13 protein-coding genes and 2 tRNA genes are annotated in these 12305 nt (G+C 47.7%); 7 read left to right on the top strand and 8 right to left on the bottom strand.

Annotation, left to right across the window (positions count from 1 at the left end):
• Positions 1 to 38 precede the first annotated feature (38 nt).
• The 4 genes from ABYP73_RS06465 (at position 39) to ABYP73_RS06450 (ending at position 3524) form a co-directional block, all read left to right on the top strand.
• Positions 39 to 1031 (top strand): MBL fold metallo-hydrolase, encoded by a 993-nt coding sequence (locus tag ABYP73_RS06465; RefSeq protein ID WP_372973798.1) that lies wholly within the window; start codon positions 39 to 41, stop codon positions 1029 to 1031.
• A gap of 3 nt (positions 1032 to 1034) precedes the next feature.
• The gene (locus ABYP73_RS06460) at positions 1035 to 1895 is read left to right on the top strand and encodes a fructosamine kinase family protein (RefSeq protein ID WP_372973797.1); all 861 of its coding nucleotides are present in this window, start codon (positions 1035 to 1037) and stop codon (positions 1893 to 1895) included.
• Positions 1896 to 1975: 80 nt separating this feature from the next.
• The gene (locus ABYP73_RS06455) at positions 1976 to 3046 is read left to right on the top strand and encodes a Gfo/Idh/MocA family protein (RefSeq protein ID WP_372973796.1); all 1071 of its coding nucleotides are present in this window, start codon (positions 1976 to 1978) and stop codon (positions 3044 to 3046) included.
• A gap of 103 nt (positions 3047 to 3149) precedes the next feature.
• Positions 3150 to 3524: a hypothetical protein gene (locus ABYP73_RS06450; protein ID WP_372945958.1), complete on the top strand. Its 375-nt coding sequence runs from the start codon at positions 3150 to 3152 to the stop codon at positions 3522 to 3524.
• Between the two features lie 11 nt (positions 3525 to 3535).
• On the opposite strand, the gene ABYP73_RS06445 is transcribed toward ABYP73_RS06450, so the two are convergent.
• The 3 genes from ABYP73_RS06445 to rpiB are packed head-to-tail and all read right to left on the bottom strand — an operon-like array spanning position 3536 to position 5375.
• Positions 3536 to 4000, bottom strand: a complete 465-nt coding sequence (locus tag ABYP73_RS06445) for a GNAT family N-acetyltransferase (protein WP_372973795.1) — start codon at positions 3998 to 4000, stop codon at positions 3536 to 3538.
• Between the two features lie 4 nt (positions 4001 to 4004).
• A complete protein-coding gene (locus ABYP73_RS06440; protein ID WP_372945956.1) occupies positions 4005 to 4907 on the bottom strand; it encodes a cation diffusion facilitator family transporter in 903 nt (300 codons plus the stop codon).
• A 36-nt stretch (positions 4908 to 4943) separates the two neighbouring features.
• The gene (rpiB, locus tag ABYP73_RS06435) at positions 4944 to 5375 is read right to left on the bottom strand and encodes a ribose 5-phosphate isomerase B (RefSeq protein ID WP_372945955.1); all 432 of its coding nucleotides are present in this window, start codon (positions 5373 to 5375) and stop codon (positions 4944 to 4946) included.
• A gap of 605 nt (positions 5376 to 5980) precedes the next feature.
• Here rpiB and rnr point away from each other — a divergent pair.
• From rnr to ABYP73_RS06420, 3 genes are read left to right on the top strand one after another with little or no spacing between them, the layout of a single operon-like run.
• The gene (gene rnr / locus ABYP73_RS06430; protein ID WP_372973794.1) at positions 5981 to 8167 is read left to right on the top strand and encodes a ribonuclease R; all 2187 of its coding nucleotides are present in this window, start codon (positions 5981 to 5983) and stop codon (positions 8165 to 8167) included.
• A gap of 50 nt (positions 8168 to 8217) precedes the next feature.
• Positions 8218 to 8898 carry a head GIN domain-containing protein gene (locus tag ABYP73_RS06425; protein ID WP_372946104.1) on the top strand — a complete coding sequence of 227 codons (681 nt, stop codon included), beginning with the start codon at positions 8218 to 8220 and terminating at the stop codon, positions 8896 to 8898.
• Positions 8899 to 8908: 10 nt separating this feature from the next.
• Positions 8909 to 9586 carry a LysE family translocator gene (locus ABYP73_RS06420; protein ID WP_372946105.1) on the top strand — a complete coding sequence of 226 codons (678 nt, stop codon included), beginning with the start codon at positions 8909 to 8911 and terminating at the stop codon, positions 9584 to 9586.
• Positions 9587 to 9621: 35 nt separating this feature from the next.
• Here ABYP73_RS06420 and ABYP73_RS06415 read toward each other — a convergent pair.
• From ABYP73_RS06415 to ABYP73_RS06395, 5 genes are all read right to left on the bottom strand, one after another.
• Positions 9622 to 9692, bottom strand: a tRNA-Cys gene (locus ABYP73_RS06415).
• A gap of 91 nt (positions 9693 to 9783) precedes the next feature.
• Positions 9784 to 9855, bottom strand: a tRNA-Cys gene (locus ABYP73_RS06410).
• A gap of 59 nt (positions 9856 to 9914) precedes the next feature.
• Positions 9915 to 10271, bottom strand: a complete 357-nt coding sequence (gene folB / locus ABYP73_RS06405; protein WP_372973793.1) for a dihydroneopterin aldolase — start codon at positions 10269 to 10271, stop codon at positions 9915 to 9917.
• Positions 10272 to 10317: 46 nt separating this feature from the next.
• Positions 10318 to 11262 carry a type IX secretion system membrane protein PorP/SprF gene (locus ABYP73_RS06400; protein ID WP_372973792.1) on the bottom strand — a complete coding sequence of 315 codons (945 nt, stop codon included), beginning with the start codon at positions 11260 to 11262 and terminating at the stop codon, positions 10318 to 10320.
• 23 nt (positions 11263 to 11285) lie between these two features.
• Positions 11286 to 12305, bottom strand: a 1020-nt coding sequence (locus ABYP73_RS06395) for a T9SS type B sorting domain-containing protein (RefSeq protein ID WP_372973791.1), incomplete at its 5' end; no start/stop codon positions are given.

Genomic DNA, 12305 nt, shown 5'->3' with positions numbered 1-12305 from the left:
GAACGTATGGCAAAACAGTATTACGAAGAGCTGTATAAATGAGATCCGGGGCCCTGAAATATTTCATTTTTTTAGGGGCCTCATGGGCGCTTATCTTCCAGATTTCCTGTCGGCAAAGGACAGAAAAACAATCCGATCCCGCTGACAACACCCCAAAAGTTGAATCAGGTGTCCGGCTGATAGTCCTGGGCACGGCACAGGATGCAGGATCTCCTCAGATGGGGTGTGAAAAATCCTGTTGCCAAAACCTCTTTGAAAACCCGGACCCCAAAAGAAAGGTGGTTTCCCTGGGGTTAATAGATGGAAAACACCAAAAGCGATATCTCTTTGAAGCAACCCCGGACCTGCCTTCCCAGCTCCATTTCTTAAACCGCGCCGCCCGTGTTCGGGAGGGCATTATGCCAGACGGGGTATTCCTGACCCATGCCCATATCGGGCATTACAGCGGCCTCATGTTCTTCGGCAAGGAGGCGGTAAATGCGAAACAAGTGCCGGTCTATGCCATGCCGCGAATGGCAGCTTTCCTGGAAAGAAACGGGCCCTGGGGACAGCTGGTCAGCCAGCAAAATATCAGCGTCCAACCCCTCCTGTCTGATTCTGTAACAACGCTCACCCCATCTGTCTCCGTAGTGCCTGTTCGGGTGCCGCACCGGGATGAATATTCGGAATCCGTAGGCTTTATCATCCGCGGACAGGAGAAAAAGGCTTTGTTTATCCCGGACATCGATAAATGGGAACGGTGGGACCGAAACATCACAGACCTGATCGCTGAGGTCGATTACGCCTTTCTCGATGCTACCTTTTTTGACGGGGATGAGCTCAACACAAGGGACATTTCTGAGATCCCCCATCCTTTTGTCGTGGAGAGCATGGAACTTTTTGAAACCCTTCCCCCTGCAGAAAAACAAAAGATCATCTTTATACACTTCAACCACACCAATCCCCTGCTTTCTCCAGACTCTGAAGCATATGGGATCGTAAGCTCAGGTGGATTCCGCATAGCTTCGTTCGGGGATGAATTCGACCTGTAAGCTTTGAAACCCTCCCTGAAACAACATATAGCTCAGGCCATGGGAAAAGAAGTCTCCTCAGCCGTACCTGTTTCCGGAGGTGATATTTCCCTCGCTTACAAGATCGATCTGGAGGGGGAGGGCTTATTCTGCAAATACCATAAAGGGGCTCAGGGCTTTGCCATGCTCGAAGCGGAAAAAAGAGGGTTAGAGGCCATAGCAGCGACTGGGACCATCAGAACTCCCCTGGTAATGCACCTTGGGAAATTGGATCATGGAGCGTGCCTGCTGCTGGAATACGTGGAAAGAGGTCATCCTTCAGACCAAAGCATGGTCCGTTTTGGGGAACAGCTCGCCGGGTTACATACCTATAAACACTCCTCTTTTGGATGGGATACGGATAATTTCATCGGTTCCCTGCCCCAGACCAACACGCCTAGGAAAACATGGCCGGAATTCTATGCCGCAGAAAGGCTCAGTCCCCAGCTTAGAATGGCTTGTGATAAGGGGCTGCTGAGTCGGGATGAGGTCCCGGGTGAGAACCTCATGGAGGCAAGACTCCGGGATCTCTGCAGCGAAACACGACCCAGCCTGATCCACGGCGATCTCTGGGGAGGAAACTACCTTATCTCAACAAGGGGAGAAGGGTATCTCATAGATCCCAGCGTGAGTTATTCCCATCCGGGGATGGATCTCGCCATGAGCCGACTCTTCGGGGGATTTTCCCCTGCCTTCTACAGCGGATATGCGTCGGCAGCCAGCGATCTCATGCCTGAGCAGGACGAAATTGAACTCTACCAACTGTATTACCTCCTCGTTCACCTGAATTTGTTCGGCCTCTCTTACGCGGGCTCCGTAAAGCGTATCCTGAGGCGATTCTTCTGACCTGTTTGCGCATTTCTTTCCGGGCCATCTTTTTCCTACCTTTAGAGAACGAATAAAATTATTGCAGGCCTCATCAAATTATGGCGGAAACCAAACAAATCCGGGTTCTGGTAGTGGGCTGTGGTCATATGGGGGCCAGCCATGCCAGGGCATATCAGAGGATTGACGGATTCGAGATCGCTGGGCTGGTCAGCCGGACTCCTGGGAGCAGGGAGGCGCTGTCTGCATCTCTGGGAGGGTTGCCTGCATTTGGGGATTACAGGTCGGCCCTCGAAGAGACCCTTCCTGATGTCGTATCGGTAAATACGTATCCCGACACCCATTATGAATATGTAAAAATGGCCCTGGAGGCGGGATCCCATGTGTTCGTGGAAAAACCCCTCGCTACCACCGTTGCTGAAGCAGAGGAGTTGGTAAAACTGGCTGCAAAAAACAATAAAAAGCTCGTCGTGGGATATATCCTCAGGGTGCATCCTGCCTGGACCCGGTTCGTGGAAATTGCCAGGACCCTGGGTAAACCCCTGGTCATGCGAATGAACCTCAACCAGCAAAGTTCAGGTGCCCAGTGGCACACCCATAAACAGCTTATGAGATCCATGTCTCCTATTGTAGATTGCGGGGTGCATTATGTGGATATCATGTGTATGATGACGGGCTCCAGGCCTGTAAGTGTATCCGCTATAGGGGCCCGGCTGACAGATGAGGTAGACCCTGAAATGTACAACTACGGCCAGTTACAGATCCGCTTCGAAGACGGTTCCGTGGGCTGGTACGAAGCCGGTTGGGGTCCGATGATGAGTGAGACTGCCTTCTTTATCAAGGATGTGATAGGCCCTAAAGGATGTGTTTCCATCAGCGATGCTCCCCCTGCGGCTTCCGATGATGTGGAAGGACATACCAAGACCGGACAACTCAGGCTTCACCACAGCGAAACCGATGCCGGTGGGAAATTCACGCGCAGGGACGAATTTATTTCAACACGAGATGAGCCGGACCATGACGGGTTATGCTATTTGGAACAGGAGTTTTTCCTGGACGCGATCCTCCATGACAGGGATCTGTCAGCCCATCTCCGGGATGCCGTCAACAGCTTGAAGATCGTCCTTGCGGCCGACAGATCGGTACTTACAGGGAAAACCATCGACCTTTAAATTGGGGTAGCAATCCCCCTTGATTCCTCTTTCAAATATTAAACACCTGTTAATCAATGGAATGAAATTGCAGGTCTTTGCAATTTTTTGTATCTTTTCCCCTATGGTAAAGTCAGAAAAGAAAGAACATTCAGCATTTATTGAAAAATCCGTTCATCACCTCGAAGCCCGCGGTTTCGAAAAGATCAGGGTGGATCTGGACGGTTATGAAAAACCTAAATCCTTCCTGAGGAAGAAGAACGGTACCAAGGTGACCCCGGATATTGTGGCGAATAAGGACGGGAAAAGGTACTTTTTTGAGATCAGTCTCAAAACGGACAAACCTCAGTTACTGAAGACCAAATGGGTATTTCTCGATGCCCTGAGCAGGATGAGGTCTGATGCCTTCAGGATCATCACTACCAAGGGGCATTACAAATTCACGGATACCCTGTTAGAGGATATCAACCTCAGTAACAAGACGCCGATCAAGATCTAATTTGTATCCGGTCAATCGTTCTTAAAAGGCGCTCTGTGCACCCTTCTCATTTTGATATGGGGAATATCGTCTTCCAGGTATTCTGCGCCTTCAGGTTTGAAACCCATGTCCTCATAGAATTTTGTAAGGTACAGTTGGGCTGAGATCACTGTGTGGGTGCTCTTCAGGTTGCCTTCAATGTATTTCAGGGAGGCTTCCATGATTTTTTTACCAAGGGCTTTCCCCCTAAATTCAGATGAGACGACCACCCTTCCTATACTCGGGTCATCGAAATAATCTCCTGCCCTGAAAATACGGGTATACGCGCATATGTTCTCGGGACCAATCCCCAGGACATGCAGTGCTTTTTGATCCAATCCATCCACGTCCAAATAAGCGCATTCCTGTTCTACGACAAAGACCTCCGCCCGCAATTGCAAGATGCGATAAAGTTCTTCTTTGGTGAGCTCTTCAAAAGATTTGATACGGATCTCCATGGTCTCAGTCTTGTACGATTACCTGATGGGAATGGCATTTCCCGAATTCCGGTTGGATGTTAACGTGGGTGATGCCGTAGATTTGGTATACGCGTTCTTCTATTCCCTTGAGGATGTCATCGAATTCCTGAATGCTGATATTTTCATGGAAGTCGATATGGGCCTCCAGGTGTATCTCGTGTTCGTTCAGTTGCCAGAGGTGTACGTGATGCACGTTCCGAATGGCCGGATCCCTGCTGATCTCACGGACCATCCCATCCACCTCGATCTGGTCCGGAGTGAATAACATAAGCACTTTGGTGGAAGATTTCAGGAGGTCATACCCCATATAGATCAGGTAGAGCCCAATAGCGATCGTCAGCACAGGGTCGATCCAGAAAAGCTGGTAGAAGTACATGAGAAGTCCGCCTGCAAGTACCGCAATCGAAGCCATCATATCCGTAAGCAGATGCAGATAGGCTGATCTCATATTCATGTTGTTCCCCGCATCCTTTTTGATCAGCAGTACGCTGAATCCGTTGACTGCTATACCCAGGGCTGAAAGCCAGATCACAAGGTTCGGCGCTATGGGTTCAGGTTGGAAAAAGCGTTCTATGGCCTCTTTGATGAGGACGATCGCAATGACGATCAGGGTAGCAGAATTAATAAATGCCGCCATGATCTCGGCCCTTTTATACCCAAATGTCCGTTTGCTCGATGCCTTCTTATGGGTAAATCGGTTCGCGAGATAGCTGATGATGAGGGAGAGTACATCACTAAAATTGTGGAGGGCATCGGAGAGGAGCGCCAGACTGCCGGAGATGATCCCACCGATCACCTGTGCAACGGTTATCGCAATATTAAGGAGGATGGAGATCAGTAAATTTTTTCCGCTCCTCTCGTGGTGATGGTGATGTGTGTGTCCCATGCCTTAACAGGATTGTTCAGTCAATCTTCAGGCAATTTAAGAACAGGCTATCTTCTCTATCCGTCGTTCGTGTCTTCCGCCTTCGAAGGGTGTGTTTATAAAAGTTTTGACCATTTCGAGAGCCTGAGGGAGTGAGATAAACCTGGCCGGTAAACTGAGGATATTCGCATCGTTATGGGCACGGGCTAACTCCGTTATTTCCTTATTCCAGCACAACGCAGCCCGAATCTTCTGGTGTTTATTGGCTGTCATGGATGCGCCATTTCCACTGCCGCAGATAATGATTCCTATATCGGCCTGCCCACTTTCCACATCATCAGCCACAGGGTGTACAAAGTCTGGATAATCCACGCTGTCCGTGCTGTCTGTGCCGTGGTTGAAAACTTCAATATCCAGGGACCTGAGCAACCCAACGATCGCCAGTTTGTAATCCGTGCCTGCATGATCATTGCCTACAGAGATTTTCATATGTGTTTAAATAAAATTCAGCACTAAAATACGAATACTGCGGGTTATATCCCGGGAATAGACTTATTAACAATATTATTTTAACATTCACAGCAACTCCCTGAAATACAGCAATTTTTAATTAACCGCACTTGTTGAAATTCCATAGAAAAATATTGATAGGGAAAAGGTGTTTATCGTATTTAAAAACGCATTGTAAAATAAAAAGGACAAATCAAAAATTAGTCATTAAAAGATGATATTGAATTATCCACTTCGAATAGAATGGATATAAACAGCAAAAAAGTCAAAAGTTATTAACTAACAGCGGTTGATTAGTGTTTTCAACATTATTTAATAAATACCTAACAGGCTGACATCCAGATTTTGTATGTCTTGAAAAAGATTTATAAAATACAATCTCTGTTCAAGGCAAGTCCGTCTGTAAAATTTTATCCAACGTGTTAACAGACTATAATCATCATTACTTTTCATTTTTAAAAACAATAAAAAGATGATTAAATGATTTAATATGTTAACAAATACATAAAGAGGTTGTATATCAGGTGATACGGAGAGAAGCAGTGAATTATAATTCGTAATTTGCCGCCCAAATTAAAAATTGAATGTCGAAGAAAAAGAAGAGGGCAAAGCAACACAGGAAAAATGAGATTACGAGGGGAATTTTTGAAGTCCTCGAAAAGGAGCCCAACAAGAGTTTTAATTACAAACAGATAGCATCCAAATTACAGATTGACGATACAGAAGGAAGAAATTTACTGATCGAGAGACTGGGGCAGTTAAAAGCAAAGGACAGGATCAGGGAATTTGAAAAGGGAAAATACAAATCCCTTGAAAACAAACTCCTCCACCAGGGGAAAATAGAGGTAACCGCAAGGGGAAATGCTTATGTGATGGTAGAAGGGCTGGAGGACGACATCTTCGTTTCCTACAATAAGCTTAATCGTGCCTTCGACGGGGATATTGTGGAGGTCCTGGTAAAACCCAGGAGTAAATCCAAGAAGTTTGAAGGTGAAGTGGTTTCCATCCTGGAGAGGAAAAAGAACACCTTTGTCGGTATTCTCGATCTGCACAAGAGCTTTGCTTTTGTAAGACCTACGGATCACAAGATGTACACCGATATTTTTGTACCGTTGGGTTCCATCGGTAAGGCAAAGGATGGAGAAAAGGTGATCGTAGAGATACTGTCTTGGGAAAAAGAGGAAGAATCTCCTACAGGGAAGGTTGTGGAAGTATTGGGTCTGCCCGGGGAACACGATACGGAGATCCACGCCATCCTGGCCGAATACGGTCTCCCTTATGAATTTCCTGTGGAAGTACAGCGGTATGCAGATAAGCTGGATACCTCCATTAAAGAAAGGGAAGTGAGCAAGAGAAGGGATATGAGGCAGGTACTGACCTTCACCATAGACCCGAAAGACGCAAAAGATTTTGACGATGCCCTCTCTTTTCAGAAACTTCCGAATGGAAATTACGAGGTGGGTATCCATATAGCCGATGTATCCTATTACGTAACCCCGGACACCATACTCGATGAGGAAGCCTACGAAAGGGCCACTTCGGTCTATCTGGTAGACAGGGTGGTGCCCATGTTACCTGAAATACTTTCCAATAATGCCTGTTCCCTCAGACCCAATGAGGATAAGTATACGTTTTCAGCCATTTTTGAAATCGATGAAAAGGCCCAGGTCAAGAACGAATGGTTTGGCAGGACGGTGATACATTCCGATGAGCGGTTTGCCTATGAGGAAGCCCAGTACATCATTGAAAAACAGACCAACAGGATAGGGCAGGAAGTATCGATCAGGGGCAAAGCTTATGGGGTCTCTGATGCGATCCGGGATGCTGTGCTCAAATTGAATTCCCTGGCGGTGATCATGAGGGAAAGGCGGATGAAATCCGGGGCGATCTCTTTTGATAAACTGGAAGTAAAATTCAACCTCAATGAGAAAAACGAGCCTGTCAGTGTTTATTTTAAGGAAGCTAAAGAGGCCAATAAGCTGATAGAGGAATTTATGCTGCTTGCCAACAGGAAGGTCGCTTCGTTTATCGGGAAACAACGTCCCAAAAAGACCTTCGTTTACCGGGTACACGATGAACCGGACCAGGAAAAACTGATGGCTCTTAACGGGATCATCTCAAGATTCGGACACAAGCTCAATTTCCACAACAAAAAGACGATCAGCGACTCCCTGAACAAACTCCTGGAAGACGTAAAAGGACAGAAAGAACAGAACCTGGTGGATACCCTGGCCATCCGAAGTATGAGCAAGGCGATCTACACGACCGATAACATCGGACATTACGGACTCGCCTTTGATTACTATACCCATTTTACTTCCCCGATCCGTCGTTACCCCGATGTCATGGTACACAGACTGTTACAGCATTACCTCGATGGGGGAAAATCTTCCAATGCAGAAATGATCGAAGAGAAATGCAAGCACTCCTCAGACATGGAATACCTGGCCTCGAGTGCAGAGCGGGATTCAATCAAGTACATGCAGATCAAATTTATGCAGGACCACAAGGATCAGGAGTTCGTAGGGGTCATTTCAGGAGTGACTGAATGGGGGATCTATGTGGAGATCATTGAGAACAAATGCGAAGGTATGGTCCGCATCCGGGATATAAAGGACGATTATTATACCTTTGATGAAAAGCAGTACGCCCTGGTAGGCGAGAGGCGCAGAAAAGTCTACCAGCTCGGGGATGAAGTCAGGGTCATGGTCAAGGACACAGACCTGGTCAAAAGACACTTGGACTTCTCCCTTCTCGGCAAGGCGAAGTAAGTTTTCTTAAATTTAAGCGTTCTTTACAGGGCATGCTAAATCAACAACAGATGAAAAAGTTGTTTGTACTCTTCTTTTTAAGTCTGGGAATATGGGGGCTCCAGGCCCAGGATGGCAAGGTTACCCAAAGTCTTAGCAACTTCAAGGAGGTAAAGGTCTACGACGGCCTTTCGGTCAATCTGATCCGATCAGACAGGAATCAGGCGGTCATCACCGGCGCCAATACGTCAAAAGTAGCCTTAGTGAACACAGATGGGGTCCTGAAGATCAGGATGGAGATCTTTAAGATCTTCAGCGGATACCGGACCTTCATCGATCTCTATTACACGGACGACCTGGTCGTGATCGACGTCAATGAGGATGCCCGCATCACCACCAAAGAGACGATAACCCAGGATGTACTGGATCTCAGGGCCCAGGAAGGCGGGGAGATAAGGGTGCAGGCAAAAACAGAACAATTATTGATCAAAGTAGTGACCGGAGGAGTCATCAATGCTAGTGGGAACGCTGAAAACCAAGACGTTCAGATCAATACAGGAGGTATCTACAAAGGAAAAGACCTCAAAACGAAATTCAGCACGGTAAATGTTAATGCAGGCTCCACGGCAGAGATCTTTGCCACGAACTACGTCAAAGCGAGCGTGAAGGCCGGAGGTACCGTCTTTGTGTATGGGAATCCAGCGAAAATGGAGGAAAAGACCGTATTCGGAGGAAAGATAGAACGTATGTAAAGCTCATGGGATGATCGAAGATGTTCAGGCAGCCATACCTTTAGGATTTTTTCTGAGCTTCATGATTGGCCCCGTATTTTTTGTCCTGCTTGAGACCAGCGCCACCAAGGGATTCAGGGCCGGACTCGTTTTCGATGCAGGGGTGATCATCGCAGACATCCTTTTTTTGATCATCGCCTATTTCAGTAGTTTTCAATTGCTGGAAAATCTCAGCAACCAACCCGGACTCTATGTGTTCGGAGGGGTGATCCTGCTGATCTATTCCCTCACGATTCTGTTAAATAAGGCGCCTATCAAAGAAAAGCGCAATGTCCATATCAGCAAAACCGGTTTTTTAGGACTTTTTATTAAAGGATTCCTGCTGAATTTCATCAATATCGGGGTGCTGGTTTTCTGGCTGGGGGTCATCATCGTCGTAGGCCCGAGTCTGGATAATAACCCGGATAGGATCCTGGTCTTTTTCTCTACCATGATCCTGGCGTACCTGATTACGGACCTGTTTAAGATCCTCCTTGCCAAACAACTCAAGCGATATCTGACCCCTAAGCGGATACGTCTTGTAAAAAAGGCCCTGGGGGTGGTCCTGGCCATCTGCGGCATTGTTCTTATCATCAAGGGTTTCCTGCCAAAGGACCAGCTCAATATAGAAAAAGGGATAGAACTCATCCGGGAGGCTGAAGGGCAATAAAAAACCCCAACGATCACTCATTGGGGTCTTTTCGGAGGCATCGAGCGGATTCGAACCGCTGTACAAGCTTTTGCAGAGCTGTGCCTAGCCACTCGGCCACGATGCCTTTTCAATCCAGCAAATTTACGAAATAAGATGAAAAACCCTCCTGCTCACACCTAAATTTAGGGTATTCAGGAGGGAAAGATTTTCAGCAGAGGCATCGGGTGGACTCGAACCACCATAAAAGCTGTTGCGCAGCTCCATCTAACCAATTCGACCACAATGCCTTATTCTACTGCAAAGATAATGAATACACCATCAATAAAAACAGCATATGACCTCCCGCTTATCGACTAAATAAATAAGTCACCGAAACGGAGGCCACGTCTCCCCCAATGGGCGGATTTACTTTGGCAACGATTACCTTCCCTTTTTGCACTACAGGAATTTCATCCAGGATCCTCTCAGCGATACGCCTGGCGACGTGCTCCAGTAATTTTGAAGCTACCTTCATCTCTTCTTTTACAACGCGATGGATGGTGACGTAGTCTGCGGTATCCTCCAGTTTATCCGAGGTAGCAGCTTTGTCCAACGGGGCCTGAACCTCCACGTCTACACGGTAATCACTCCCGATCACGGTCTCTTCCGCCAGGCAACCGTGGTAGGCGTACAACCGGATATTTTCAAGGGTAATGGTGTGCATCTTTGCTTCTTGAGGAGGCAAAGGTAGGGCAAAAGGAATACATTTCTTAGTAGGTACAGCGGCAATTGCTCAGCCCCTGGAAAAGATCCACCCCAAGGGTTACCACATGGGTTCCCGTACTGAAGCCCAGGATTTCGTTCAGGATGATCTGGTAGGAATATCCGAAATAGAAATTACTTTTCTTAAGCCCTATGATTGGGGCTATATACAGGGGGTTACCGATCTGGTCGTTCAGGAACCTGTAGGTGACACCCGCGTAGTAATAGTCCTCAAAATCGTACCACCTGAATTTAACGTTGAGGTCGGTTACAGACCGTCCGTCACTTTCGAACAACTGGAAGAAGACAGAAGGTTCGATCTCCAGCTTGCTGTTCTTGTTCTTTGTATAGCGGTACCCCGTGTATACGTAGTAATTCCGGAGCCTGTTGGGCTCAAAGACGGGGTTGAAGCGGGTGAGGTCCTTGTCGAGCAGGTTGGAGGCATTCAAACTGAAATAGAATTTGTCCTTCCTGTAGAGCACCCCCACGTCAAAATTGTGGTTGGTAGTCGCCCTGTCATCGGTCACTGTTGGATCCGGACTGTCAAAATTCTCTATGTCGATACGGAACTGGTTGAAGTTGTAGGAGATCCCGAAGGAGAGGAACTCGTCATCATACCTGTCGAGTGTCAGGTGGTGGGCAAAGGACAGGCGAGCCCCCCTTTGCTTGGTCTCCCCGTTGCTGTCATTGTAGAGCAGCATCCCAAGGCCCGACTTGTTCCCGATCCTGGCATCGGCGGCCAGGGACTGGGTGTCCGGGGCATCCTTGATCCCCACCCACTGGGTAAGTCCGTTGATACGCACCTTTATGTGATCGCCTATACCCGCGTAGGTCGGCGACATCACAAAAGGATTGTCTGCCAGGTACTGGGACAGCTGCGGCAGGGTGAGTTCCTGCCCCCTGGCAAACATCACGCTCAGTGAAAAAATTCCTAATATGAAGGACTTACGCATAGTTCCATGTCGGTTAAATCGGCTTATCGGTACAGTGTAAAGTGACCTACAAATTCCCTGTCATCCCGTTCTCCATTGAGCTTCACTATATACCAGTAATCTCCGGTAGGCAATTCGTTTCCTTTGTAGGTTCCGTCCCAGCCTGTATGGTCTATGGACATGACACCGATCTCCCTACCATAACGGTCAAATATTTTGATTAGTATTTCAGGGAAGCCTTCCATATTCCTCGGGATCCACAGGTCGTTCATTCCGTCACCATCAGGGGTGAAGAAATTCGGGATCTCGATATCGATGAACTCCATAAAGATCTGGGCCTCCATCTCACATCCAAGACTGTCTACCACACGCACTGTATGGGTAGCCGTTTCCGTGATGTAATAGGTGTTGTCCTCCCCATTGTCGTCCCCATTGAAATAGAACGTATAAGGGGCCGATCCGCCTGCGGCAACCGCCGTGATCTCATTGATGTTGTTCTGCTCCAGGGTCAAAGTGAGTGGTTCAAAGCTATCGATCTCAAAATCAAGTGTGATCATACAGCCATTTGCATGGGAGACAGCCACATAATGAGACCCCGGAGGAATATTGGTAAAGTCGGGATTCAGCTGCATATCGGCAGGATCCGTTGAATCCAGTGCATACATGATAGAACCGAGTACCGACGGATCCTCCATCGTCACATTGATATAATTGTCCGGGATATTGCCGGTACATTCATAGACCGGTGTCACCACGCCATTGAGGTTCACCCCGGGTTCTATCTCAACGATCACGTTGGTCTCACAGTCGTTTGCATCCCTGATAAAGACCACATAGGTTCCTGCAGCCAGGTCCGAATAGAAGAACTGATCCTGAACGAAGGCTGAATCGACGGTGGTATTCAAGGCAGTCCTGTAGGGGGCTGTACCTCCTGAAACATTGACCGTGATCGTACCATCCTCACTGCCCGCACAGATCTCGGGCTCAGCCACGAATGTAGCCGTTACGGGAGATGGTTCTGTGATGGTGAACTGGAAGGTGAGGAAACACCCGTTCACATCCTG

Origin of the sequence: Muriicola sp. (genome assembly GCF_041567615.1) — a bacterium.
In the GTDB taxonomy this organism is placed as follows: Bacteria; Bacteroidota; Bacteroidia; order Flavobacteriales; family Flavobacteriaceae; genus Muriicola.
Note: the sequence above shows the minus strand (reverse complement) of the source record. Positions and strands in the feature narration are given on the sequence as shown.

Excerpts from the sequence above, each read along its gene's own strand:
- ABYP73_RS06450 (WP_372945958.1), top strand. The coding sequence starts at position 3,150 with ATGGTAAAGTCAGAAAAGAAAGAACATTCAGCATTTATTGAAAAATCC.
- ABYP73_RS06420 (WP_372946105.1), top strand. The coding sequence starts at position 8,909 with ATGATCGAAGATGTTCAGGCAGCCATACCTTTAGGATTTTTTCTGAGC.
- ABYP73_RS06445 (WP_372973795.1), bottom strand. The coding sequence starts at position 4,000 with ATGGAGATCCGTATCAAATCTTTTGAAGAGCTCACCAAAGAAGAACTT.
- folB (WP_372973793.1), bottom strand. The coding sequence starts at position 10,271 with ATGCACACCATTACCCTTGAAAATATCCGGTTGTACGCCTACCACGGT.
- ABYP73_RS06455 (WP_372973796.1), top strand. The coding sequence starts at position 1,976 with ATGGCGGAAACCAAACAAATCCGGGTTCTGGTAGTGGGCTGTGGTCAT.
- rpiB (WP_372945955.1), bottom strand. The coding sequence starts at position 5,375 with ATGAAAATCTCTGTAGGCAATGATCATGCAGGCACGGATTACAAACTG.
- rnr (WP_372973794.1), top strand. The coding sequence starts at position 5,981 with ATGTCGAAGAAAAAGAAGAGGGCAAAGCAACACAGGAAAAATGAGATT.
- ABYP73_RS06465 (WP_372973798.1), top strand. The coding sequence starts at position 39 with ATGAGATCCGGGGCCCTGAAATATTTCATTTTTTTAGGGGCCTCATGG.
- ABYP73_RS06440 (WP_372945956.1), bottom strand. The coding sequence starts at position 4,907 with ATGGGACACACACATCACCATCACCACGAGAGGAGCGGAAAAAATTTA.
- ABYP73_RS06425 (WP_372946104.1), top strand. The coding sequence starts at position 8,218 with ATGAAAAAGTTGTTTGTACTCTTCTTTTTAAGTCTGGGAATATGGGGG.
- ABYP73_RS06400 (WP_372973792.1), bottom strand. The coding sequence starts at position 11,262 with ATGCGTAAGTCCTTCATATTAGGAATTTTTTCACTGAGCGTGATGTTT.